The 24829-nt window shown below is 57.0% G+C and carries 19 protein-coding genes and 2 pseudogenes; 15 read left to right on the top strand and 6 right to left on the bottom strand.

Going from position 1 to position 24829, the window contains the following annotated elements; genetic code table 11:
* The 3 genes from Q2941_RS42825 to Q2941_RS42815 all read left to right on the top strand — a co-directional run.
* Positions 1 to 443 (top strand): 4'-phosphopantetheinyl transferase family protein (locus Q2941_RS42825; protein WP_458196297.1); only part of this gene is annotated, 443 nt, incomplete at its 5' end.
* 939 nt (positions 444 to 1382) lie between these two features.
* Entirely contained in the window at positions 1383 to 2297 is a 915-nt protein-coding gene (locus tag Q2941_RS42820; protein WP_458196296.1) for a DNA-processing protein DprA, read from the top strand.
* 382 nt (positions 2298 to 2679) lie between these two features.
* Positions 2680 to 2913, top strand: a complete 234-nt coding sequence (locus Q2941_RS42815) for a hypothetical protein (protein ID WP_458196295.1) — start codon at positions 2680 to 2682, stop codon at positions 2911 to 2913.
* 69 nt (positions 2914 to 2982) lie between these two features.
* On the opposite strand, the pseudogene Q2941_RS42810 reads toward Q2941_RS42815, so the two are convergent.
* Positions 2983 to 3086 (bottom strand): annotated as a pseudogene (locus Q2941_RS42810) (SOS response-associated peptidase); the annotation flags it as partial.
* 491 nt (positions 3087 to 3577) lie between these two features.
* On the opposite strand from Q2941_RS42810, the gene Q2941_RS42805 reads away from it, so the two are divergent.
* The gene (locus Q2941_RS42805; protein ID WP_458196294.1) at positions 3578 to 4807 is read left to right on the top strand and encodes a methyl-accepting chemotaxis protein; all 1230 of its coding nucleotides are present in this window, start codon (positions 3578 to 3580) and stop codon (positions 4805 to 4807) included.
* 271 nt (positions 4808 to 5078) lie between these two features.
* On the opposite strand, the gene fcl is transcribed toward Q2941_RS42805, so the two are convergent.
* A complete protein-coding gene (fcl, locus tag Q2941_RS42800; protein WP_458196293.1) occupies positions 5079 to 6056 on the bottom strand; it encodes a GDP-L-fucose synthase in 978 nt (325 codons plus the stop codon).
* Positions 6037 to 7122 (bottom strand): GDP-mannose 4,6-dehydratase, encoded by a 1086-nt coding sequence (gene gmd, locus Q2941_RS42795; RefSeq protein ID WP_458196292.1) that lies wholly within the window; start codon positions 7120 to 7122, stop codon positions 6037 to 6039. The genes fcl and gmd overlap by 20 nt, the downstream gene beginning before the upstream one ends.
* 933 nt (positions 7123 to 8055) lie before the next feature.
* Here gmd and Q2941_RS42790 point away from each other — a divergent pair.
* The 7 genes and pseudogenes from Q2941_RS42790 (at position 8056) to Q2941_RS42760 (ending at position 17034) form a co-directional block, all read left to right on the top strand.
* Positions 8056 to 8256 (top strand): hypothetical protein, encoded by a 201-nt coding sequence (locus Q2941_RS42790; RefSeq protein ID WP_458196291.1) that lies wholly within the window; start codon positions 8056 to 8058, stop codon positions 8254 to 8256.
* A 27-nt stretch (positions 8257 to 8283) separates the two neighbouring features.
* Positions 8284 to 8547 (top strand): annotated as a pseudogene (locus Q2941_RS42785) (hypothetical protein); the annotation flags it as partial.
* A 1973-nt stretch (positions 8548 to 10520) separates the two neighbouring features.
* Entirely contained in the window at positions 10521 to 11375 is an 855-nt protein-coding gene (locus Q2941_RS42780) for an electron transfer flavoprotein subunit beta/FixA family protein (RefSeq protein WP_458196290.1), read from the top strand.
* 48 nt (positions 11376 to 11423) lie between these two features.
* The gene (locus Q2941_RS42775; RefSeq protein WP_458196289.1) at positions 11424 to 12671 is read left to right on the top strand and encodes a dicarboxylate/amino acid:cation symporter; all 1248 of its coding nucleotides are present in this window, start codon (positions 11424 to 11426) and stop codon (positions 12669 to 12671) included.
* A 1937-nt stretch (positions 12672 to 14608) separates the two neighbouring features.
* The gene (locus Q2941_RS42770) at positions 14609 to 15025 is read left to right on the top strand and encodes a DUF7694 domain-containing protein (protein WP_458196288.1); all 417 of its coding nucleotides are present in this window, start codon (positions 14609 to 14611) and stop codon (positions 15023 to 15025) included.
* 568 nt (positions 15026 to 15593) lie between these two features.
* Positions 15594 to 16082: a response regulator transcription factor gene (locus tag Q2941_RS42765; RefSeq protein WP_458196287.1), complete on the top strand. Its 489-nt coding sequence runs from the start codon at positions 15594 to 15596 to the stop codon at positions 16080 to 16082.
* Between the two features lie 298 nt (positions 16083 to 16380).
* Positions 16381 to 17034 carry an FkbM family methyltransferase gene (locus tag Q2941_RS42760; protein ID WP_458196286.1) on the top strand — a complete coding sequence of 218 codons (654 nt, stop codon included), beginning with the start codon at positions 16381 to 16383 and terminating at the stop codon, positions 17032 to 17034.
* Between the two features lie 436 nt (positions 17035 to 17470).
* Here the strand turns inward: Q2941_RS42760 and Q2941_RS42755 are convergent, their stop codons facing one another.
* A complete protein-coding gene (locus Q2941_RS42755; RefSeq protein ID WP_458196285.1) occupies positions 17471 to 17872 on the bottom strand; it encodes an H-NS histone family protein in 402 nt (133 codons plus the stop codon).
* A 2293-nt stretch (positions 17873 to 20165) separates the two neighbouring features.
* Here Q2941_RS42755 and trpD point away from each other — a divergent pair.
* The 3 genes from trpD (at position 20166) to Q2941_RS42740 (ending at position 22706) form a co-directional block, all read left to right on the top strand.
* Positions 20166 to 21182, top strand: coding sequence for an anthranilate phosphoribosyltransferase (trpD, locus tag Q2941_RS42750; protein WP_458196284.1), 1017 nt, complete (start codon positions 20166 to 20168; stop codon positions 21180 to 21182).
* A 5-nt stretch (positions 21183 to 21187) separates the two neighbouring features.
* The gene (trpC, locus tag Q2941_RS42745) at positions 21188 to 22015 is read left to right on the top strand and encodes an indole-3-glycerol phosphate synthase TrpC (protein ID WP_458196283.1); all 828 of its coding nucleotides are present in this window, start codon (positions 21188 to 21190) and stop codon (positions 22013 to 22015) included.
* Between the two features lie 190 nt (positions 22016 to 22205).
* A complete protein-coding gene (locus tag Q2941_RS42740) occupies positions 22206 to 22706 on the top strand; it encodes a flavin reductase family protein (protein WP_458196282.1) in 501 nt (166 codons plus the stop codon).
* A 99-nt stretch (positions 22707 to 22805) separates the two neighbouring features.
* On the opposite strand, the gene Q2941_RS42735 is transcribed toward Q2941_RS42740, so the two are convergent.
* A complete protein-coding gene (locus Q2941_RS42735; RefSeq protein ID WP_458196281.1) occupies positions 22806 to 23225 on the bottom strand; it encodes a type II toxin-antitoxin system HicB family antitoxin in 420 nt (139 codons plus the stop codon).
* Positions 23226 to 23276: 51 nt separating this feature from the next.
* Entirely contained in the window at positions 23277 to 23609 is a 333-nt protein-coding gene (locus Q2941_RS42730) for a nucleotidyl transferase AbiEii/AbiGii toxin family protein (RefSeq protein WP_458196298.1), read from the bottom strand.
* A 195-nt stretch (positions 23610 to 23804) separates the two neighbouring features.
* Here Q2941_RS42730 and Q2941_RS42725 point away from each other — a divergent pair, with 195 nt between their 5' ends.
* Positions 23805 to 24020: a hypothetical protein gene (locus Q2941_RS42725; RefSeq protein ID WP_458196280.1), complete on the top strand. Its 216-nt coding sequence runs from the start codon at positions 23805 to 23807 to the stop codon at positions 24018 to 24020.
* Positions 24021 to 24829 lie beyond the last annotated feature (809 nt).

Here is a 24829-nt window from a genome sequence, read left to right as displayed (position 1 = left end):
ATCGGGCTCCTCTTTGGCCCGTAGGCGTCGTTGGGAGCATTTCCCACTCTTCGTCTGATTGTGGCGCCGTTGCGGGATGCTCAAGAAACGTCCTCGCCCTAGGACTGGACATCGAAGATGAAGCGCCGCTCGGAGCTGACCTTGTGCCAATCATATGCACCTCCGCGGAACGACGACGTCGGGAATGGTCCAGCGGTCGCTTTGGCCCGAAACTAATCTTCGTAATCAAGGAGGCTGTATACAAAGCATATTCGCCAGAAACCGGTGAATTCCTGGATTTTCAAGATGTCAGTGTCAGAACGGGCGACCAGAGTGGGTTTTTCGAGGCGGAGATCATCAATCCGGAAAAACCTATGAATTTCGGCAGTCGAACTATCAATGGAATTTATCTCCCGTTTCTTGGAGGCATTCTTGCATTGGCTGTGCGATTTCGAGGCTCGTAAGTCGCGCTGCGAAACTTGTCAACGTTGCCCGGAGCCTTGGCATGGAAATGATCTTCGATCTCGCAGGCGCTATACAGTTGGTACTGCAGCCAGCCGCTGCTGACGATGATGATCGTCCCTTCGTTCACGTCAGACATCGAAGAGGAGGGGAGTATGGACCGGGTGTTTCTCGCGCCTGAACGTAACCAATCGCTCGATATCGTTAAGCAGCTCAATCTGCTCAGCGAATTGGATAAGGGCAAAGCGGGCGCCATCAGGGATTCTGTCGTGGTTTTCGTTCCCGAAGAATCGCCAGCAGCTTGGCGGTGCTCGCCAAGCCAGCGCCCGCCACAATTCCCAATTCGTCCATGTGGACACGCAGGGCAGACAGTCGGGCTACGCTGCCTCATCAGCATTTTCCGCCTTCACAAATCGTGCCGGTGGCTTGTAGTTCGACAGAGATAACCAGTACGAACCGCATTGTGAGCCGGGTGCCGGCCTCACAAATCGGTTCTGCATTCGCGGCATCCGACTTGTTCGGCTGCGACCATAGGCAGAGCCGCGCGGACCACTGCCTGGCAGACACTATAGCTGGCTTCAGTTGTGGAGCCGGGGCGTTACGGGCGAACGGCGCCGACTCTTCAACACCTCTTCCTTCTCGGTGGAAAGGTCTCCCCGATTTTGGCGGCGGCCGACTGATCGGCGCGTCTTGGGGGTGGCAATTCGCTACATCACCGTCGGGTTGACGCCCGAAGCGGCCGATACGGTGCTCGGCCTCGTCCGAGGACAGCGCACCGGCAAATCAAGGAAATGTTAACCATTTAACCGAATGATCTGTAAGGAGATATTGAATTGTTCTTGATTTGTTCTTCGCGGGTTGCTACCATCCTCCAGACGCTTTTGGTGGACTTCGACTCTGTTTGATTCGACGCCGCCGCAGGGGGTAGCTAGGGTTGGACGATGAACCTTCTCGCACGAATGAATGACGGGCCGGCCGTACGGTCAATCTCGCCGCGTAGGGAGTTGGGTGCCTACGAAGCGCTGTGGCTTGAGAAGGGGGCTACCTTCAAAACGATCGCCGAGAAATTCGCATCGGACCCGACTGCTGTCCCTTCCGACTTCGTTTCAGGTGCTGTGGCGGACGTTCGCGCATCGGAAGTTCTGGCTGCGCTCAAGAAGGCAGGCGTATCTAGGTTCGGAACTCGGCTGAATCTCACTGGCAACTATCCTCCGAAGCTCCGGGATGCAAGACATCCGGTGGAAATGCTCTATTTCCAAGGTGCTTGGGAGTTCGTCGAGACGCGATGCGTTGCCGTCGTGGGGAGCCGCAATCCTAGCGAAGATGGAAAATCGCGTGCGGCGAGGCTCTCACGCGCGTTGGTCGAGCGCGGCTTTACGGTTGTGTCGGGCCTGGCAACCGGCATCGACACTGCAGCTCATACAGCGGCGATCGAGGCGAAGGGCCACACCATCGCTGTGATCGGCACGCCGATCGGGACCTATTACCCGAAGGAGAATCAGCCGCTCCAGCGCAGGATCGCGGAGGAACATCTGCTCATTTCTCAGGTGCCAGTGCTCCGGTACGCTAGTCAGCACGTTCCGCAGAACAAGCTGTTTTTCCCTGAGCGCAACGTCACGATGAGCGCTCTCACCAAGGGGACGATCATCGTCGAGGCCAGCGACACAAGCGGGACGCTCACGCAGGCTCGCGCGGCCTTGCAGCAAGGCCGCAAGCTGTTCATTCTCGATTCCTGCTTCAAGCGAGATGACATCACTTGGCCGGCGAACTTCGAGAAGAGGGGCGCGATCCGTGTCCGCGATCTCGCCGATATCTGGGGCGCGTTAGGTGATTGCACGCCTTCTCCAGCAAATTGACGAGACCAACCGCAGAGACCACTGGTACCTCGACGAGGGTGACGATTGTCACTACCTCTACGAATATACGGCCCGTTTGGGTTGGCGCGGCGGCGAGACCAATCAGCTCATTCACAATCTTCAGAAGAAGCGAGGCGACGGTGGGTACAATATAAGGCCGCGGCAATCGCTAGATGCGCGAACGATCTGTCAGCGGTTTTAAACGCCGAATGGTTGGCCCAAGCCACGATTGTTCCGGTTCCGCCATCGAAGATGAAAACCGATCCCGCCTACGATGATCGTATGGTGCAGGTCTGCAGAGGAGTCCGCGCCCCGGCGCCTCCCGACGTCAGGGAGTTAGTCGAGCAGATCCTCGACGAACACTTTCAAGGGCGGCAACCGGATGTCGCCAACCGAGCTCAAGCAGAACTACAGGATCGCGGAAAACCAACTGCAGAACCTGCGCGGTATCGTGGGCATCGTCGACGACGTCCTCACGACAGGCTCCCATTTCAAAGCCGTCAAGGAGATGATTCTTGAGCGCGCTCCGCAGACGCGCGTAATTGGACTCTTCGTTGCCAGACGAGCGCTCGCAGATCCATTTAACGAAGTGCCGATCGAAGACCTACTGGGGTGAACGATTGTCACCCACAGGCCGCTGCGGTAGAGCCGGCTCCGCCGGCGTACGGGCGTGCCTGGACATGTTTCATGCCACGGCCCGATCTTCCTTGGAAACGCCGCGTGCGACAATCTTTAGGGCGTCATCTGGTAGCGGCCGCTGCAGGCCTTCGCTTCGTCCCATGGTGCGCGTCAAGCCATAGACTTAGGTACGGTCCCGGGGCTGACTTCGACTTGGTGCCCCGGTCTCCATTGAAGATCGTCCAGATGCCGTACAGCGGATTCCTTCATGCACTGGATACTGATCACCGCTCAACAGCGGCCTGGTCCAGATCGCGCTCGCATGCTGTCGCCGAGATCTTGGACTGCACGCCAAGCTTTCCTCGCGAGCAAGTGCACATATACGCCGGTATACTCGACTATACGCAGGTATAAGTGCGCCACCGATAGGACGGTGCGCAAGGGAATTCTTAATTGAGATTCGATACGACCATTCATGTTGGATTCAAGCGGCGGTTGGAATTATGTGGCACAATCGGATATCAAGTCTCGCCCTGGCATTATCCGTCCCAGCAGCAACAGTTGCGGCTAATGCAGATGCGCTATCACTTCACTTCTGGGCCGGACTCCTTCTCGGCGGTTTGATGTTGGTCCTTTCCTTCGTGACGTCTACGAGACGGGAGGTGGCAGCAGTGACCTTGGACGAAGCGATGGCGATCAAAGCTTTCGAGTCGATCAAAGATGGTATTACAATTTATGATGCCGACCGGTGTGTACTCGGCAACGACGCCGCAGCTCACATGCTCGGGCTATCCAATGGAGAAGAACTGAGAGGATTGGATATCGCTTCGCTCTCCCTGGATCCTCAGCCGAACGGCAAGACTGTTGCGCAGATGTTCGAAGAGACCAATGAGGTTGTGATGAGGTCAGGCCACGTCGCGATCGAGTGGTGGCTTCGGCGCAAAGATCAGACCTCCATTCCAGTCAGGATAAGTCTTGTCGTTTCGAAATTCAGAGGCCGTCCTATAGTCGTGTGTGTCTGGCAGGACATAACCGACCTGGTTCGTATGCGCGAAGAAAGGCTGAGTCTTGCAAGGAGATTCGATAGCGATGTGTCGCGGGTCGTCGAAGTTGTAGCGAGCTCAATGCATGATATGCAAGCGGTTGCATCGGAAATTACAGCTTCAACGGACGATGTCTGTCATCGCGCTAAAGCCATGACAGGAATGGTGAAAAAGACCGAAGAAAACTCCGCTGCCGTGTCTTCGGCGGCTCAAGAATTCTCAGCCTCGATCAATGAAATCAGCCGACAAGTTTCGACAGCAGCGAACATTTCGCACACTGCGCGCGACAAGACCGTACACGCTGAAACAACATTAAGTGAGCTCGTTGCGTCGGTGACGAAGGTCAGTAGCGTCGTCCAAATGATCGAGAGCATAGCATCGCAAACCAATTTGCTGGCGCTCAACGCCACCATCGAGGCAGCACGAGCTGGCGAAGCGGGTCGAGGCTTTGCAGTAGTCGCGGGGGAAGTGAAGAACCTCGCTGCGCAGGCAGCAAAGGCGACTAGCGAGGTTGATACTCAAATTCTCGCCATCCAACAAAGGACGGAACTGGCGACTGCGGCGATGGCTGACATCGCTGACATAGTCGACAAGGTGCAGGAGATCTCGAGCAGCATATCGGCGGCGATAGAGGAGCAATCGATTGTGACGAACGACATCTCAAGAAGTATCACCAATATCAGCGCTGATATGCGCGAAACGTCTCGAGATATTGACCAACTGAACGATGCATCGCGCGCCTCTGGCTCATCGGCGGGTCGGGCGGTTGGGAAGATGTCGCATTTGAGCAGCAATATCGCTTCATTGCAGGGGCAGGTCAGCGACTTCTTGATCAAGATAAGAGCGTAGTTCGGCGCGCTCAGTTCAGTACGGGTCAAAGAGCCAATTGGCGATGAACGTTTGCCGAGCTTGACGTAGCTCGGCAAGGCGCATGTTGATCAGTCAGATCGATAAGGTTCAGCTGCAAAGACTAAAGCGCGATGAGATGAATCGTCATCGCGCTTTAGGTTCTTGTTTGAGTATGATCTTTTCGGAAAACCGCTTCTCACTTTTTCGGATCATGCTCTAGTTCGACGTAAGCGGACACCCAAATGAGCGGTACACGCTTTGATTGTCTAGCTCACGAGTTTGTAAGATTATTTTTGGAAAGAATATCATCGCCTGATGTCAGAAAGGCTCGGTAAGCCTGCTGGATCCCGTCTTTCAGGGAGATTTTCGCGCTCCAGCCCAGCGTTGCGAGCCGGCTGACGTCGAGCAACTTGCGCGGCGTACCGTCGGGGCGCGAGGCATCAAACGTGATCTCGCCCTGATAGTCGGTGACGTCCGCGACGAGCCGGGCGAATTCCACGATCGTGATGTCTTCGCCGGTGCCGATATTAATCAACTCCGCACCCGAATAGCTCTTCATGAGGTGGACGCAGGCATCCGCCATGTCGTCGACATAGAGAAATTCGCGGCGCGGCGTACCGGTGCCCCACACTGTGACGCTTTTTGCACCCACGAGCTTGGCTTCGTGAAAGCGGCGGATCAGGGCTGCGACTACGTGGCTATATTCGGGGTGGTAGTTGTCGCCAGGGCCGTACAGGTTGCTCGGCATCACACTGATGAAGTCGCTTCCGTACTGACTGCGATAGGCTTCCACCATCTTGATGCCGGCGATCTTGGCGATCGCATAGGGCTCATTGGTTGGCTCCAGCGAACCGGACAGCACCATGTCCTCGCGCAATGGCTGGGGAGCAAGTTTTGGATAGATGCAGGAGGAGCCCAGGAACATCAGCTTCTCGACCTCATTGAGATGAGCCGCGTGGATCACATTCGCGGCGATCGCAATGTTGTCGTAAATGAACTCGGCGCGCAGTGTATCATTTGCGACGATGCCGCCGACCTTGGCGGCAGCCAAGAACACGACTTGCGGCCGCGTCTTGGCGAACCAGCCGAACACCTGGGCCTGGTTGCGAAGATCGACCTCGCTTCGTTCCGAAGTGACGAGCCGCACGTCTTCTTGCGCAAGCCGGCGCATCAGCGCGGCCCCGACCATGCCACGATGGCCGGCGACATAGACCGTCTTGCCCTTCAGTTCAAACGGAGTGGCGGCCACCGGCGGCCTCCCGCTTCGCTTCGTCGAGGTCGCTCGCCATCATCTCCTGCACGAGCTGCGCAAAGCTGCGCTTCGGCTTCCAGCCGAGTTGCTGGCGCGCCTTGCTGGCATCGCCAATGAGAAGATCAACCTCCGTCGGGCGGAAATAGCTCGGATCGATCCGGACCACCGCCTTACTGCTCTTGGTATCGATGCCAGTTTCCTCGACGCCTTTGCCGCGCCATTCGATGCGGCGGCCAACCTCGGCGAATGCGAGCTCGACCATCTCGCGCACCGACCGCGTCTCGCCGGTCGCGAGGACGAAATCATCGGGCTTGTCCGCCTGCAGGATCATGTGCATGCCTTCGACGTAGTCGCGGGCATGCCCCCAGTCGCGCTTGGCTTCGAGATTGCCGAGATAGAGCGTCTCCTCGAGACCCACCTCAATGCGGGCGACGGCGCGGGTGATCTTACGGGTGACAAAAGTCTCGCCGCGAATTGGGCTCTCGTGATTGAACAGGATGCCGTTACTTGCGAACATGCCATAAGCTTCGCGGTAGTTCACCGTAATCCAATAGCCGTAGAGCTTGGCCACACCATAGGGCGAGCGCGGATAAAACGGCGTGGTCTCTTTCTGGGGGATTTCCTGAACCAGGCCGTAAAGCTCGGACGTCGAAGCCTGGTAGAAGCGCGTCTCTTTCTCCAAGCCAAGAATCCGGATCGCCTCGAGTAGGCGCAGCACACCGATCGCGTCGGCGTTTGCGGTATATTCCGGGCTTTCAAAGCTGACGCCGACATGGCTCTGGGCGGCAAGATTGTAGATCTCGGTCGGTCTGATCTGCTGGACCAGGCGGATCAGATTGGTCGAGTCGGTCATGTCGCCGTAGTGCATGAGAAACGGCGCGGTCCCGACATGCCGGTCCTGATAGAGATGATCGACGCGCGCGGTGTTGAAGGAAGAGGACCGCCGCTTGATACCATGCACGATATAGCCGAGCGATAGGAGATATTCGGAGAGATAGGCGCCATCCTGCCCGGTCACGCCGGTGATCAAGGCGACACGCCGTTGAGAGTTTTGGTTAGTCAAATTTCACCCTGATGCAAACGAACCGATCGGTTTCCTCACCTCCGGCTGCAGGTACTTGCCGGGAGCTGAACCGTTCCGCGGTGATAAAGAAATGGGCGCTGAAGGACAATAGACGTTTATAGCGATGATTTTGCGGAGATTTTTCGCCTGGACCTGCGGTTCGCTATGCTGGGAAGGTGTTCGGAACAGCTGCGCCAAGGCCGTCCCGGCATGGCGCTAGAGGCATTGAACGCAGTTTCGAACCCGGATCGGCAATTGCTGCCTCGTCACCATGCTATTCGAGTGCCGAAAATCGCTGAGCAATCAAAGATAGGTAAAGCTGTGAGGTGTGACACGACGCGAGCGAGTGAAATCCGTCGAAAAACGCAACCAAGTGCGGAATTTATGCGCCGATAGCGAGCTCCTCGCATTAATCAAAGTCCAAAGTTAGCTACCATACGGTACGGACTCTAACCTTTGCGCGGGCCGGTTGCTTGGGAGCCGCTAAAGAGATTGACGCGGGTAGAGCCCATCTTGAAATTCGGCGAAGCGGCATGGCAGCAGAATACGGTCAGCTATCTCCAGCCGGGTCGTCGTGCTTAAGACGCCAAGCAAAAAGGCCTCCGCAGGACTGTGTTCGAGTTTGAGGTCGCGCAGGACCGGTGTTGACGCCATTGAGAAAAGGCGGGCAGGATATAGAGGAGTGCGAGGGATGCAATTGAGCACTGCATGGGCCGAAGCAGAACTCCGAGAGCCAAAACGAGAGCATGCCGCAGCGGGAAGTGCAATGAAGCCGAACGCGTTCCAATCGACGAATTGAGAAAACGCCCCGGGGCACTTTGAGACAGGTCGGAAGAAGAAGCAGTATTGGAAGATACGTGATCTATCTCACTTGAATTCAGGAACGCGCGATCCGTATTATCTTCCTCACGTGACGACGGGGGAGATCTCCAAATGCTGGATACGGCTACCGCCGAAATTCTGCGCGCTGTGCTCGAGGAGGTCTGCGCGAGCATTTCCCGATACGAGACGGGCGTCCGCGCACATGTTGCCGCTAAGCTTCTGGAAGCCGCCACCAGAGGTGAAAGGATACCCGACCGCCTCAAACAGATTGGTGTCGAAGCGCTTCGCGAAGCACCGACCATGTGGCGGTAGACGCGGACAATATGATCCTCCACTCAGGTGAATTTCCAGGTTACCGTTCTAAAGATCCTTGTGAGCTATCCGGACGGGTTCGCGTCGATGGCGGACCTTAAACGCGACATGGCGATTTTAGCGACGAGCGGTCGAGATTGGGCCGAGCGTACCAAGAGAATGGCCGCTCGTGTCCAGAACCTCGATATCTTTTCGCAGAAACTCATTGAGCGGATGAACGGTGGCTGGCGTATCACCGAAAAGGGCCGGGCCGTCCTCGATGTGATGGAAGCGCGCCCGGCCGCTGCGAAGGTGCAGCCGGGGACGAACGTATCTGCTTCCGGGCAAACGGAAACCGATGACGATCGATAGGGTCGTGTCGATGATGGGAGCGCAGGCAACAACCGCGATGTCTACCATGATCCTTTCTGTTGACGAGAGATGGCTCGTTGCGCGATTGATTTTCTTCTGCGCATAAGCCATCCAAATTGCTGCGGATGAGCAAATCGATCGACGCCATTCGAATGGCCCGTTCCGTTTGGCATCGGGGCATAAATCGCCGGACGTAACGATTGCCCTGACGCACTCCCGACGATCCGAGCGGGAGTCTCCACTCAGGGGCACCGGGAACGAGAAACCCGCTACAGCTTGCAGCAGCTTGCTGCTCTCGTGGTATGACCCCGCTCTAATTTGAGTCAGCGGTCATGCCGGCCCCGCTTATGTTGTGGGCGATAAAACACAATAGAGCGATTGAGGCGGCCCACAGCGCGAGGTGCTCCCACCAACACAACTCGCGCTCGGACGTGTCACGCGCGATGGCCGCAGCCAAGCCGCCTAGCGTTATTCCTGCCATCACGATAAAAAACAAGTCAACGCCTTCCATAAGCACTCCGTTCGATGTGGCGTGCAAAATCTGCCGTCGTATTTCCCGTCGGTTTGTTTTGCGCTTTTTGCGTTTGCGTCTGACCAGGCTCGCTGCGTTCGAAGGTCATCGCGGTTCGTCTTGACGCGGAGGGGCAACCGCCGCTGGCTGCGCGTTATGATCGATGACACATCTGGCGTTGGCTAGGCTGGTGCTCCCACGTTAGGAACATGAAAGTTGCAATCTTTGCAGTCGCTACACCTGGGCGCACAAGAACAGCTATGCAAACCAGTGCGCCGATCGAAAAAGCCGAGACCGTTCAATCTGTCCAGTATCATTGTCTCCCGGCACCTGTTGAAAGTTTGCAGACAGCCTGAGTTCGGAGACCCCATTCACCGGCGACTGCTTTGAACAATCCCTACAACCTGACGCTACGTACGTTTCAACCCCCACAGTACGATTCGCGCGAAACTGTCCGTAAAGGCTCTGTTCGAGCGTGCGCGGACCCTAGCATCGTACGTGATAGGTACGGTCCCAGTGCGCCGCTATCCACGATTGTGACTTGTGCCTCCCGACATGTGAGGCACGAGCGCTGTTGAGCGACATCAATGCGCTTTTCGAAGGTTTCCAACTACGGTGTATTTGTAGCCGAACAACCGACCGCTCGGGTTGCTGAGGTTATGGGCTCGGATTGCCGGACAGTCCGGGCCCGCCTCCTGCAAAGCATGTTCGAAGCGCAATCTCTACGGAGCATGAATTGCTCCTCGGTGATCGACGAAACACTGGCAAAGTCCAAAAGCCTCAAACGCCTCTGATGGAAGACGACACTCGGAGAGTTTGACGCATAGAGTTTGCACGATTGTACACTATTGCCAAACCGACCGTAGGACCACGAGCACCGATTGTTACATTGATGACAATTCGAATGACGTTGATGTTTAGGAGCGGTCTATTCGAAGATGCTTATACGAATTGCCTTCTGAGAACGGCGCTGTCGGTTGCGGCACGTTGCTTGCTTCTGTTCAACGTAACATCGCCACTCAGCCTGGTGATGTAGGGGCGGGCCAAATGCGCCCCTGCTCGTGTGTCGGGCCCGCCCTGTTCTATTCTCTGAGCCAGGAACTCGCATCGACCTGGCGGCAAATCGCAATGAAACGGCCTAGGGTTCAAAGGCCGCCCAAGGGATGGATACGCGTATGGAACGTCGGTACGAATCGCGGCCGCAGTATCGCTTGTGGCGTAAACCAGCGAGAGACTCTGTCGTCGTACCTGCGACGGATCGTCGAAATTGTTAAGACGACAAGCATCGCCTTCAGTTGAGTCCGCGGCAACCCATTGCCTCGACGTCGAACTGTGGAGGCCGTCTCTGGTATGAGACTTGCTGTCTTAGCCCAATTCCTTGCATCTTTTGGAGAAATGCGCGATGCACAACGTCGTTTGCATAAAGCAGGTTCCGGACTCGGCGCAGATTCGGGTCCATCCTGTAACGAACACCATCATGCGCCAGGGCGTACCGACAATCGTCAATCCTTACGACTTGTTCGCGCTCGAGGCCGCTCTGGAGCTACGCGATAAGATTGGCGGCGAGATCACCGTTCTGACCATGGGGCCCCCAGCCGCCGAAGACTCGCTGCGAAAGGCACTGACTTTCGGTGCAGATCGCGCGGTATTGCTCACCGATCGTGTGTTCGCGGGGGCCGATACGCTAGCGACCACTTACGCGCTGGCGACGGCTATTCGTAAGATCGGAGAGGAGTACGGCCCGCCCGACCTCATCTTCGCAGGCAAGCAGACGATCGACGGTGACACCGCGCAGGTTGGGCCAGGTATTGCCAAGCGGCTCGGAGTGGTTCAGCTCACCTACGTCGCTGAGATCACGAGCCTGGATCTCGCGGCACGCGCGATCGAGGTGGAGCGACGCGCGGAAGGCGGCGTGCAGGTGCTGCGTACAAAGCTTCCATGTCTCATCACCATGCTAGAGGCGACAAACGAGATCCGTCGGGGCGGCATGAGGGACGCTTTGCGCGCGGCACGCACCGAAATCGCAAAATGGAACGCACAGGACGCTGGTGTGGCAGATATCTCGAAATGTGGTCTTAAGGGCTCGCCGACTATCGTTAAGCGTGTCTTTGCCCCCCCGAAGCGCGCTGAGAAAGCAATGATGGTGGAGGGCGCCGAGCAGCCTGTACCAGCGTTGATCGACGCGATCTTTAAGCACCGGCCAAAGCTTGAAACTGAACTTGCAGCCCTGGCACACGCTTCTGATTCGAGGTCGTAGCGATGAGCCGTTGAAATCTCTCACGACTGTCGCGGCGTGGTGCTATCCATGAAGCCTTGGTACAAAATTCTCTACGCCCAGGTGCTGATCGCCATCTTCCTGGGCGTTATCGTCGGCTGGCTGTGGCCCTCGGTCGCCACCAACGACTGGGTCAGGGCGATGGGAGAGGGCTTCATCAAGCTGATCAAGATGGTGATCGCCCCGATCATCTTCTGCACCGTCGTCTCCGGCATCGCCCATATCCAGGACGCCAAGAAGGTCGGCCGTATCGGCGTCAAGTCGCTGGTCTACTTCGAGATTGTTTCGACCTTCGCCCTTCTGATCGGGCTTATCGTCGGCAATCTCGTCAAGCCGGGCGCGGGCTTCGGCAGTGGGGCGGCCAGCGCTCTGGCGGTCGCGAGCTATGCCAAGCAGGCCGAGGGACAGAAGACCGTGGACTTCATCCTGCACATCATTCCCGACACCGTGGTCGGCGCCTTCGCGCAGGGCGAAATCCTGCAGGTGTTGCTTTTCTCGGTGTTGTTCGGCTTCGCCATCATGGGGCTCGGGGAGCGTGGCCAACTGATCCGCAACTTCATCGACGATGCCGCGCACGCCGTGTTCGGCGTCATCTCGATCGTGATGCACGCAGCGCCGATCGGCGCGTTCGGCGCGATGGCCTATACCATCGGCAAGTTCGGCACCGGCGCGATCCTCAACCTGATCGGGCTGATCGCGACCTTTTACGCCACCGCAGCGCTGTTCGTGTTTATCGTACTCGGTACCATCGCGCGGGTCGCCGGCTTCTCGATCTTCAAGTTTCTCGCCTACATCAAGGACGAGCTGCTGATCGTGCTCGGCACCTCGTCCTCGGAAAGCGCACTGCCGTCCTTGATGGAAAAGCTGGAGCGCCTCGGCTGCTCGAAATCCGTGGTCGGCCTCGTGGTGCCCACGGGCTATTCGTTCAACCTCGACGGCACCAACATCTACATGACGCTGGCGACCCTGTTCATCGCGCAGGCGCTCGGCGTCGATCTCACCTTGGGCCAACAGATTACCATCCTGGTGGTGGCCATGCTGACCTCGAAAGGCGCCTCCGGCATCACCGGCGCCGGATTCATCACGCTCGCCGCGACGCTCGCGGTTGTCGATCCACGGCTCGTGCCGGGCATGGCGATCGTGCTCGGGATCGACAAGTTCATGAGCGAATGCCGCGCGCTGACCAATCTTTGCGGCAACGGCATTGCCTGCGTGATCGTTGCCTGGTGGGAGGGCGAGCTCGACCGCAAGAAGCTCAATGGTCGTGTTTGCCGGTAGATCGATCGGCGAGCATCATGAAATACCGACAGCTTAGGCGCGCCCCTCGCTTGCTCGCTGATGATAGGACGAGCGCGAGAGCGACAAGTTCGTTCCGGCTTGGCAGTTGGATCGGCACGGCGATAATCTGCGGCGTCGGCGGAAGGAGCAACAGCGCACGTTCAGACCGCACCATGAGAGTTACACTATGGTGCCGTCGTCGAACCATAAATAACCGAAGATACCCCCGCCAACGGATCTCGGCTGTCAGAATGAGATGCCGGAGAATGTCAAAGCCATGGAGAATTTCAGCGCCATAGATTATATGTAGATTCGATTGAGCCGCAACCTAGCCGATTTCCACCATTATCTTGATAGTTCGGGGACATCGGCAGCTGGCTTATCGAAAAGGCGCATCTTGAAGCGGCAGCATTGAGGTCTAAGTTAGGCGCTGCTCTAGGTCGCAACGGAGTCGCGCTGCGGCGGCACCGCAATATGCCAAAACTATCTCCGAAGAAGCTCCGTTAACGCGTCGATCGCTTCAGCCGAGCAACGCATATCTTCAATTTCCTGAGATATCGTGAGTGCTCTTGCTCGAATAGCCGCTATACTGGGGAGTTCTGGAGCGTGACATTCAAGTTCGTCCAGCCGTCGGCTCAGTTGGTCTAGCTGAGTCTGAAGTCGCCGGATGTCCGCGTCACGACGTGTTGGAGATTTGATGGCCCAGGTCCGCCGCGCTTGCATGTTTTGTCCCCTTCATTAGCTCCCGCCACCTTCTTAGCACGGTTCATGGCCGCAATTGGGAAACCATTGTAGAGGGCGAAACGGTTTGAAGTCGCACCAATCCTGATCTCGTAGCTGCCAAATATTTCAGCAGCCGTCGTCGCGCTGAGCAGCAAAACTGCCGTCAGCAAAGGTGCGTCGCTGGCCGGTAGACAAAAAGTGTGGCCAGGCTCATGGAATGACTTGAACCTGACGTAGCGTCAGGTTGTAGGATTAGAGACAATCGTGGGCGACCCGTGGGTCAATTTAATCGGAGAGAGCTGGTTGCCCGCTAGGTCAAACACCTGTGTAGAGCGTTTTGATTGAATGCGCGACGAAGACGGATCAGCGAGATTAGGGTTGCTGCTGGTGACAACGCGCGTTCCGAGGCGCCTGCACACGGCTGGCCATGCAGGAGAAAGCAGCCATTGAGTTGGTGCAGGAGCATCCAACTCTCCCGGTGCGGCCGCTTGGCGACGTCGGTTGCCGGCAGAATGATGCCGCAAGTTATGGGATGAGGTCGATTGATGCCGCCACCGGACAAATGGCCACGGGGTCGTCTCCGCCGGTCCGCGCCACCGCCACGACTTTCCCCTACTGCCCAGCCGAGAGAGCAATGGCTTGGTCGGACGATGGCGGCGCCAACATGTTGTCATCAAAACAAGCGGCTATGAGACCGTCGCGAAAATGACGGCTCGCTCGCTGCTTGTAACGAGCTAGCAATGGAGCTCGACGCGAAGGTTACCGGGTTCGGTATGAGTAAGCTAATGCGCTGCTTCATGCGCACCTAAGAAACCTCGAGCCGAGATCGGGTCGTTCAACGAATCAAGCGATCAGGCCACCGAGAGCGGGGCGAGAGTAGCGTCCAAAAGCGTTGTGCCTGGGACGCTTGTCTATCGTCAGCGCGATCGTGCCTCGCCCCAAGTCGGGACCCGTTCGCGCCTTGCCGGGCTGCCCGCGCGGTACAACGGCGCATCCCATCGGCGCACAAGGTAGGCGGATAGAGAGGTAGGGCTGTCTGCTCAGTCAGGCGACTTTATGGAAGGCAGGGTGCCTTGCGACATGTGCCCCGCACATCGTGACAATAGAAGGAGCGTACTGCCATTACGCCGCAGTGCTTGTCTGAAGCGAAGGAAGAAGGTTCGAGCACTGATCTGCGTTGGATTCAACTTATCTGCGAGGCAAAGGGAGGTAGCATGAGAGCACGGATTGGGAGCCAGCTCGAGGCTGGTCGCGTACAGCATGGACAATTCGCCAGTCCACCGGGATCAGGTCCTTGTGGTCTTTTCTTTGTGCAGGGGCCCTGTGGCTGCAAGCTCAGGATCATTGGATTGCTCCGCCCGCGGTGGGAACATGTCTCCGTCTCGACACCGCGGCGTTGCCCGAACTGGCAGGAGATGTGCTTCGTCAAGGACCTTTTTTGGGGTGAGGAAGAGTGCGTGATGCAGCTACATCCGCCCCAGTCCGAATACGTGAACAACAGCCGATACTGTCTGCATCTCTGGAGGCCGACTAGCCAGGAAATTCCGATGCCGCCCTCGGGGTTTGTGGGCATAGTTGGGATTGGGCCGTCCGAAGCGGCCACGCTAGTTGCACAAATACGGGTCAGGTAACCCTGACCCATGGAGCGGTCTTAGAGCTCGCACGATCAAGAATCATCCCAATCGTGACGTATAGCGCGCTGCACGCAAGATCCGCCGGAAGAATGCAATTGATCACCAATTTTTCCGTTTGGTGGTCTTTAAGAATTTCGCGCTGGGATCGATAAATCCGTCGCGCTGGATAGTCATCCTTTTCGTGGTTACTCGCCCGTTTTATGTACGACGGCGAACCCATCCACTGTCCGGATATGATCTATCAATACAATCGATTTTACGAACTACCGAGAACCGCTGATAACAAACGCCGATGAGAACGTAACTCAGGCGTATCGGAATGATTGGCAACGAGAAGGAAATCTCAAGTCTACGTCGGGCATCGAGGTCGGATGCCAATTTCGGCAGGGTGTTTTCACGGACCAGCAGAAAGCGCCAGATGGCCGTGGTAAACGACTGTCGGCAAACCTTCGTATAGTGTTTCCAACCTCTTCGATGTTGTCGTCCTACCTCCGTACAATTGAGCCTCCCTCGATGTCACTTTAGCCTCGCGACGAAGGCGAGAGTTGTCGATTTAAGGTGTCTAATGCTTCTTCAAAAGGATCGTGTGCCGTGCGGTCAGGTGGCGCTTCAAGTCGCGCCGAAGTTGCAGAAGAAGTCCTTCCTTGATCTGGTCCGAATGGCCCACACGCTCGATATCATCGCCGTTGTGTGCGACGATCGGGCAGTCCATGAACCGATATTGGAGATGCTTATCTCGGTAGGCTACGTGCCAGATCTGTTCCAGAGTGCAGAAGAATTCCTGAATTCAAAGCGTTTCATCAGCACGTCTTGTTTGATCGCGGACATGCAATTGCCGGGCGTAAACGTGCTCGACTTATACGAGCGGCTTGTCGCATCCGGAAACGCAATTCCCGCCATTCTGCTTGTCGCAGGTCCCGACGACGACAACCGGGCTCGCGCGCTGCAAGCCGGCGTGTCGCAATTCCTGCACAAGCCATTCAGCAATAGCGAACTGCTCGCGTGCATCAAATCGGCACTCAAAGACCGGACGACGCTTCGGGGCCACCCTTGAATATTGTTGTTCGCAGCTTGCAGAGTCCCTCGTGCGTGACCAGTACGGTGGGCCCCTGACGGCCGAATGGGAAGGTTATGATCCGCCGAACTCGAATGGCTTCAAAGCGACGAGCTGCCTTTCCAAAGATTCGAAAGGCGTTCGAAAAGGTTAAAGCGTCGGAGAAGCGATGGCTGACATCACCGCATGCCGGGATGCGCGCGCAATAAGAAGTCAAGACGTGCCGCGGAAATAGTGCCGGCGCTCAAAGAAACTCTACCGAAGCCAAAAAACGCAATTTCTGCGAAAGGCCTAAAGCATGCTAGACCCTAACCCTTTAGAAGTACACCACCAGATCGTTTCACGTCTGGGAAATCCAAGTCCCGTTATCTTGGACATCGGTTCTTATGACGGAACTGATACGCGACGTTTTCTCCAGCTGTGCCCAGAAGCGCGGTTCTACTGCTTTGAGCCCGATCCTCGAGCGGTCCTTCGCTTCAAGAAGAACACGCAAGACCTCAACAATGTGAAGCTATTCGAGGTTGCGATCAGCGATCGAAATGGCCAGATTGAATTCCATCCAAGCAATGGGGATGGAGAGGCGGAGGGATGGGATCTGTCGGGCTCAATACGCCGGCCAAAAAACCATCTAGCTGAATACGATTGGGTTCGATTCGATCAGCCAATTTCCGTCGAAACTCGGAGGTTGGATGACTGGAGCAGCGAAGCTAACGTAAACAAGATTGATTTGATATGGATGGATGTTCAGGGCGCAGAAGCCGATGTCATCGCTGGTGGCGGTCGGACCTTGAGCAATACGCGCTTCATTTACACGGAATATAGCGACCGCGAGCTGTACGAAGGGCAGCTATCCCTGCAAGCCATTCTCGAGCTCCTACCATCGTTCGAAGTGGTGACTCTCTATCCCCGCGCAGTCGAGGGTGATGTATTGCTTCGAAATAAAAGCTGCTGACTTGGATTCGGCCTTCTGTTTGCCGGAAGGTATGTTCGCTATCGAGCGCAAACAGAAGGCCGACAAGTCGGAATAGGTTTCGTTAGTCAGCTCATGATCCCTGGTACGTGACCTTTACTCTGCTGTCGAGCCGACGGCTATCCGTCCACTGAAGGGCCTTAGGGTCCGAAGAGGTGGCGCCGAAATCGTTGGTTGAGGGGATTTATTGAAAGCATAGAATCTTTGCGCTCTCGCGGGCTCACCGCACGGGGTTGCTCGCGTATACTATCGGTAAGCCCAGAAGGAGCAAAAATTGCGAGCCGAAGCCTTGGCAATGCTGAGACATTGAGCGCCTGTGAGTTGTGCGGAAAAACGGCCGAGGTCGGTCAGAGCCGATAAGCACAGATGCCGCAAGCATTGGCGCATCGAGTTGAGGTAGTCATTACTGACCGACCTGTCAGGCTTTGTGGCGACGTTTTCGTGCAGATTGATCGATGAGGAAATCATCCAGTTTCCGACCCGCACGAAGTTGCGGGCTGAGCCATCGGGGTAATCTGCCACGTCCAGACCAAGTTTGCGCTGGGTTTTTCGGATTTCGATACTTTGGCCGCACTGGCGGGTAGGGGCGACGCTCACGGGCGGGCCGGGCAACCTTGTCGACCTCTCCGATCTTGCGCAGCCGCTCCTCTAGTTTGACCTTTTCTGCCGCAATCCGTTGAGCGAGAGCCGCAGCCACCTTCTCGTGGAGACTCCACAACTCGTCGACGGTCATTGACTTCAGGTCATTCATTTTCATTGCGATCTGCCACTGCGGGAAAATTTCATCGTGCATTAAATAGCGGCGTACGAAGTAATACACAAGGCGCGATTCAAGAGTGGCAAATGAACAACCTCATCAAGAACTCCGCACATGAAGAGCTGAAAGCCGCGCAACGTTGCTGGAGGGGGCGAAGGGAAAAACAATCGATGCCCTAAAGCTTGATGCTTCAACGACGTTAGCGCCTATGTGAATCTACTGGATTGCAAGTACTGGTCCACATTTTGGGCCGAGCAATCTCACTCCACGAGCTATATGGCTACCGCGCGGCGGCTCAGTAGTATGGTCGACCCCATCAATCCAAAACGATATATCCTCGATGGCAAGCTGGGGATTATAGGTCCATCCGGTCTGGACGGCTTTCACTACTGCGAAGGCCCTGCGTGACGAAAATGAGTCCGGAATGATGACATCAGCATCCGGCTCACATGTTGAGAGAAGCTCAATAAGTTCTTTGACCTTCATTTCGTGCCTTCGCATCGCAGTTGCGCGGGGTATCCATCGATGGGTTCTGAAGGATCGGTGAACCTTCCGTCAAGCTGCAAGAAACCGATCACAATCAAGCGACGCTCTCTAATTCTGAGCCTGGGGAGGTCGTTCCATCTCCGCGTGCGGCCTCAAGCGTTCAAGGCATTGCGCCGTTTCAGGCGTCTGTCGTGATAAATCCGACGAGTGGATTTGACGGCCTGCTGAAGCCTTACCTCTTCTCGGTTCCGAAAAGTGACGTTGGTGAGTGTCCGGATGTTTCCCGCATGGGCCGGTCCACCAGCAACAAGTCATTGGCCGCACAGTTGGTTCGTTCTGGCCGACGAGGTGGTGCGACTAAGACAACACCTTGAAATGAATCGGTGAGTGAAGCGCCCCGACATCACCAGTTCGTCCCGGGCAAGGCGTGCTTTCAGTGAGGCTGCGATGGCCGTTGACTCCGCAGCAGGATATTGTCCGGCCACAGGGGCTTGAATCGGACCTAGCGTCAAGTTGTATGCTGCCAAAATGGTTTCACACGAAAGGAACAAGAAGGGCCGTGTCATGATGTCCTTGCTGCCCATCCAAAAAAGCGCAACCGCGCTGCAAACTGAGAGTTCTCGATGACTGCAGTTTTGGTTTTACTATCAATCCTGTTCATAGGTTTCGCAGCAGGGTACACCCTGCGCGCATGGCGTTCTCATAAGCGGCGTGAGCGCTACCGTTTACACGCGGCCTCTCTTCGGCCGATTTCCCGGGTTTCAGAACGTCCTATTCAATCGCCCAAGCGCAGAGCATATTGAGGCTTGGTAATCGGAAGCAGAGCTCGAGAAGACCGGGGGCTGAGCCAGATGATGAGGAATGTGCAGCCCAGGCGATTGACACGGAAGATGATGTCCCAGCTGATCGTTGGCTACGGGCCTTTCTTTTGATGATTGCGGGTCCTTGATGCGACACCTCGCTTGCGAGCCTCGCGTCATCCACCCGCAGTGCCCCCGCCGAGTGCACCGGCGGGGGTCTCCTCTGAAGGCCCTGGTGCGAAACGAGAGCGAAGCAGCCGCCTAGGCCATTGAAAAGCCAAGGCCGTTGGGGAGGCGATATTGAGCAAGGAGATGACGTCAGATTGAGAGATCGAGCGCCTTCTCTGGTTTCCTCTTAAGCTCAAAATCGCGACTGTCCTTGATAGGATCTCGAAACCACGCTGCACGATTTATGAGGAACGCAATCTTGTTCGGGCAGCATCCCGTCTGGAGATTGCATCTTCAGCCGCCGGCAATCGCCATCGCCGCGCCGTTGACCAAGTGCGCTGAACCATCCTGGTGTTTGGCGGAACGATTTCTCTCTGTTTGGTCGCGCCTGTTGCTGCTCAATCGCGGTCGCGGCGGAACAATTGACCAAGGTGCGCCAGGCGAGGCGCGCAGTGATCGCAGGTGCGCCAGGCGTTTAAACCCTGAAAGAGTGCACGCGACATCCCAGGCGCTCCGGGCGTAACGAATAGCTCCGTATCGCAAGAGTCGAGCTCTGAGCGTCGAGTGTGAGTGGTTTGGCGAATGTTAGCCAGACAGACCCACGCCGGTTTCGAGGGCGCACCTCTCGTTTGCGAGTGGCTGGTCTTTCCGTTCGCTGAAATCGCTTGAAGCTGCCGCAGCGTCAAGTTGTAGGCTTCAAGAAATCGATCGTGACCACGCGCCACAATAGCGCATGTCATGCGCGTGAATGCCAGTGTGAAGGTGGCGGGTGTGGTGGCAACGAGATCTGAAGCATCTTGCAGTCATAGCGTGTTTCGCTCGACGGCGCCAACGACACTCGCCGCGGCTGCGCTTGCTCGATCCGTAAGCGCCAGCAGCGGCTCCGCCCGATCGGAGAGCGCGTGATGGATCTCAAATCGATCATGGGCAAAGTCGCTAGCGGCGTCCCCTTGGGCCACCAGGAAATGGCCCTGGCATTCGACAGTATGCTGTCCGGCGCGGCCACGCCTTCGCAGATGGGCGGTCTGTTGCTGGCGCTGAGGGTGCGCGGGGAGACAGCGGAAGAAGTTGCCAGCGCGGTTTCCGTGATGCGCAGCAGAATGCGATCGGTCAGTGCACCGCCCGATTCGGTCGACATCGCGGGCACAGGCGGCGACGGTTCCGGCTCGCTCAACGTCTCAACGTGTGCTTCTTTCATTGTGGCGGGTGCCGGCATTCCAGTCGCCAAGCACGGCAACCGCGCGCTCTCCTCGCGCTCAGGCTCCGCCGATGTACTGGCCTCGCTCGGAGTGAAGATCGATTTGGAGCCAGAAGATGTGGCCCGCTGTATCCGGGATGCCGGAATTGGGTTCATGTTTGCGCCGACCCATCATCCGGCGATGAAGAACGTGAGTGCAACTCGGGTCGAACTCGCGACCCGCACAATCTTTAATCTCGTCGGGCCCTTCTGTAATCCTGCCTGCGTCAAGCGGCAGGTGATCGGGGTGTTTTCGCGCCGGTGGGTGCGGCCTCTAGCGGAGGTTTCTAAGAGGCTCGGCGCGGAATCGGTATGGGTGGTTCACGGTTGCGATGGGCTCGACGAGATAACGCTTACCGGCCCCACTTTCGTCGCCGCGCTCCAAAAGGGCGAGATTCGGACCTTCGAGATGACGCCGGAAGAAGCCGGGCTCCCTCTTTGCGGACAGGAGGGTTTGAAGGGCGGGGACCCCGACAGCAACGCGGTTGCGCTGCAAAGCGTGCTTGAGGGCATGCGCGGCCCGTATCGCGATGTTGCTCTCTTGAACGCGGCAGCGGCCTTTATAGTGGCCGGACGGGCCACAACTCTGAAGGAGGGAGTAGCCGTCGCGCAGGCATCACTCGACAGTGGCGCCGCCGCCGGGCGCTTGAAGCTTCTGGTCGCAGTCTCCAATTCCAAATAGACGGCATGATCCATACCGACATTCTGACGAAGATCGAGACATATAAGCGCGAAGAGATCGCAGCTGCCAGGCGGACGCTTCCGCGTGCCGAGCTCGACGAACGAGCGCGCCGCGCGCCTTCGCCGCGCGGCTTTATCAGCACAATTCACAAGAAACATGCGTCGGGTAGCTATGCTCTCATCGCAGAAATCAAGAGAGCGTCGCCGTCGAAGGGGCTCATTCGCGCCGACTTCCACCCGCCGTCGCTTGCCAGATCCTATGAAGCAGGGGGCACCGCCTGCCTCTCAGTCTTGACGGACAAAGTGTCTTTCATGGGCGATCTTGACTTCATGGAGGCGGCGCGGGCGGCCACAAACCTGCCAGTTTTGCGCAAGGACTTCATTTTCGACACTTATCAGGTAATCGAGGCTCGCGCCCGTGGTGCCGACTGCATTCTGCTGATTATGGCGGCGCTGGACGACGGGGCCGCCTGCGACCTCGAGGCTGCGGCCTTAGCGTATGGTATGGACGTGTTGATCGAGATCCATGATCGATCAGAGCTCGATCGCGCCCTGAAGCTTCGCTCGAAGATGATCGGTATCAATAACCGAAACCTGCGCACCTTTGTGACAGACCTTAAAACAAGTGAAACGCTGGCGCCACTCGTTCCGAAGGATCGCCTGATTGTCAGCGAAAGCGGCATCTGTGCGTTCAACGATCTGGCACGGCTCTCGCGAGCTGGTGTCTCGACTTTCCTCGTGGGCGAAAGTCTCATGCGTCAGTCAGACCTGACAGCAGCAACTCGCGCGCTGCTTTCACCAAACCAAGCTGCGGCGACCGGGGCGCGTCAATGACACGCAAAGTTTCCAACCAACGGTTGCGGCACAGTATTATTTGTGCCGAAAACGGTACCCTTCGCATAACTGCTCGGACACCGGCCTGGAGAGCCCTGAGCTGCGGGCAAGGCGATATCCGCATCCCGCGAACGTCCGAACTTGGACGTCGATTCGTCGGTGGGCTGCTGATCGTGGGTTGCCTTCTCAGATGAGCGATATTCGATCAATCGAGGCGATCGAGTTTCGGCAGGCCATGCGAAATCTGGCCAGCGGCGTTGCCATCGTGGCGACAGGATCGGCACTTGAACGGCGCGGGTTAACGGTGAGCTCTATCACCTCGATTTGTATAGAGCCCCCTTGTTTGCTGGTCGGCATTAACATCAGTTCCGGGACTCACGATGCGATACTTGCGACCGGCAGGTTTGGCGTCAGCCTTCTTTCTATTGATCATCAGGACATCGCTCTGCGGTTCGCCGGCCGGGATGGCTCCCAAGGTCTCCAGCGGTTCGATACGGCTCCTTGGGATCAGGGGATTCTCGACGTACCTCTATTGCAGGGCGCAATCTGCGCGCTCGAATGCCTCTTGCACCACTACCAGGTCATTGGCACGCACGGGCTATTTATCGGCCGAACCGTTGCGGTGCGCCCAGGCGATGGCAATCCGCTTATCAACTGTCGCGGCGAACTTCGAACATTGCCACATGATTGAACGCAGTGTTTGCAGTGACGGTTTAGCGTCGGCACTTGTGGTTGAAAGTGATGGAGCCGAGTCATGATCGTAGAATGCTCGCCCGACAGCGGCGTCCGTCTAACGGAGCCGCTCGACTTTTGCGGGTTCAAGCTCGTTTTGAGAGGTACGCTCAGTGTTCCACCAACGCTCGGAGGAATTACCGTCACTGACCAGGACAATGCGTTGGTTCCTATCGATCTTGTGCCAAACCTGCCTGGTTGTCCGAACGACGATCGAGATTGGGACCTGGCCTACAGCCAGATGATCGATCGCGCCCGCGAACGGGGCTGGATCGATCTCAAAGTAAATGCGATCCGTGCACACATCGAAAGAGTGGTCTGAAACCTTCACCGCCCGATGAAGGACCAAGGCTTCAGCGGTCATGGCGCGCGCATCGTCCAGATCCGTGCCAGCGATGATCACGCCGGGAAGATCAGGAAACGAGCCGCTGTAATCGCTGTCCGCGTCCTTATGGATCAAAGCAACGTAGTGTCGCATGAAACCTCCCCTCCTTGGGCGGGCCGATCGCTCTCACTATGCCTTTCATTTTCAACTGTTCAGACGCCTTTCCAGAGCTCTCCCGGGAGAGGTCGGATGAGTCCACTCAGCACCTCGTTCGATGCTTTGGGCAAATCCCGCGAATATCCGTTCGCCAGTAGCGGACTGATATCGGCTGTAAACTGCGGGTCGTGAAGCCTTCAGATGCATGCTCTGCCCGAATAGAGCGCGCGTGATATTATGACCACCATGATCCATGTAGGCCGCAAAGGCTTTCACGATGCGCTCGGGATCAACCCCAGCTCGTTTAAGTGCAATCGCAAGATCGAAGAGGTCACGGCGTTTCTTGCGCTCCTGCGGATGTTTTGTGAGCGGCGCGCTGATGGCTCGAATCTATTGGACCTTGGCCCCCGAGTGACGTTCCTATTCGGGAACAAACGACCATAGACCGCGTTTCAACCAAGCTCGAGCTGTTCTGCAGATCGAGCGGTTATGAACGGCCTCAGCAGTTGCTCCCCCGCGCCAGCTGAGGCCGTTTTTGCTTGGAGCTCGTTGGACACGTCGGGTGGGGGTTCGGTCTTGAGTTTATCCGTCTTGCACTGGGTTTGGACGATTGCCGTACTTGCCAGCCGGGCGATCGGGATATTTCGAAGTTTTCAAAACAGGTCCATCCTGAATGCCGCCTTGTCGGCATTCATTCCAGGTTACGGGTTCGTCTATTTCGTTGTTGGGAAACGAGCGTCGCAGCGCCTCGTCGAGCGAGAAGATCCGGCGCGTGCTGATTTCAAGACTTGATTGGAACCCCCGAACGAGTCGCGGCTGATGCCCGCGCGCAGCCGACCCGTACCACCGCCGGAAGTCCTGCGATTGACCTTGAGTGTCGGAGGCGAGACGCGGGTCGCCCCGAAGATCTGGCGTGCGCTGAATGCGCGGGTAGGTTGAGCTGGCGCCAGACCCGTCAAGCGCCTCCGCGACGAAATGCCCTTCATGCAACCCGGCGCAAGCGAGCGAGGCCTATCACGGGCGTAATGCAAGTTTCCCATCGTTCTAGAGCCAGTCTCGGTTGATTTTCGTCGCGGCCGCAGGATTGCGAAGCAGAGGGATTAAGCTTTGACGCGACTAGAGGCTGTTCGGCGCCTCGTCGACCTGGCTCTCAGCAAGAAATGACCACGAGCGCGTATCGCTCTAAGGGAAGGGTGTGGGAACGCCGGCGCTCGGTGGCGAGTTCGGCGCTCTGATCTTGCCCTCTATCTTGTGGCGGCAGCTATTCAGATTAGTTGCCCTGAGAAAACCGCCTAATCACAACTGGTTAGTGGTCGTACATCTCGTGTTCCAGAGGGCGACATGGACGTGGAATTTGCCGACGAAAACCTCGACCGGCTGGAAACTGATCTCCAGTTCGAGGGGCGGATTCGACAGAGTAATCGTCAAGGGGCTTTCGGAAAGTCATGCAGGTGATACGGGCCGCCCCTGATCAGCCGCGACTTTTACGCCCTGAAGAGCCTGCATTTCGAGAAGTTGGAAGGCTATGGAGCGACAAACAGGATGAGAGCGACGCGTCAATCAAGATGAGACGAGGCGGCCGAGTCAGGCGATAATTGACG

Source organism: Bradyrhizobium sp. UFLA05-153 (assembly GCF_054185185.1).
The sequence above is the reverse complement of the archived record's forward strand: the minus strand, read 5'-3'. Positions and strand labels throughout refer to the sequence as shown.

Coding starts and splice junctions, on each gene's coding strand:
- Q2941_RS42775 (WP_458196289.1), top strand. CDS start 11,424: ATGAAGCCTTGGTACAAAATTCTCTACGCCCAGGTGCTGATCGCCATC.
- trpC (WP_458196283.1), top strand. CDS start 21,188: ATGATCCATACCGACATTCTGACGAAGATCGAGACATATAAGCGCGAA.
- Q2941_RS42765 (WP_458196287.1), top strand. CDS start 15,594: ATGCTTCTTCAAAAGGATCGTGTGCCGTGCGGTCAGGTGGCGCTTCAA.
- Q2941_RS42740 (WP_458196282.1), top strand. CDS start 22,206: ATGAGCGATATTCGATCAATCGAGGCGATCGAGTTTCGGCAGGCCATG.
- Q2941_RS42815 (WP_458196295.1), top strand. CDS start 2,680: ATGTCGCCAACCGAGCTCAAGCAGAACTACAGGATCGCGGAAAACCAA.
- Q2941_RS42780 (WP_458196290.1), top strand. CDS start 10,521: ATGCACAACGTCGTTTGCATAAAGCAGGTTCCGGACTCGGCGCAGATT.
- Q2941_RS42770 (WP_458196288.1), top strand. CDS start 14,609: ATGAGAGCACGGATTGGGAGCCAGCTCGAGGCTGGTCGCGTACAGCAT.
- Q2941_RS42790 (WP_458196291.1), top strand. CDS start 8,056: ATGCTGGATACGGCTACCGCCGAAATTCTGCGCGCTGTGCTCGAGGAG.
- Q2941_RS42820 (WP_458196296.1), top strand. CDS start 1,383: ATGAACCTTCTCGCACGAATGAATGACGGGCCGGCCGTACGGTCAATC.
- Q2941_RS42735 (WP_458196281.1), bottom strand. CDS start 23,225: ATGCGACACTACGTTGCTTTGATCCATAAGGACGCGGACAGCGATTAC.
- Q2941_RS42760 (WP_458196286.1), top strand. CDS start 16,381: ATGCTAGACCCTAACCCTTTAGAAGTACACCACCAGATCGTTTCACGT.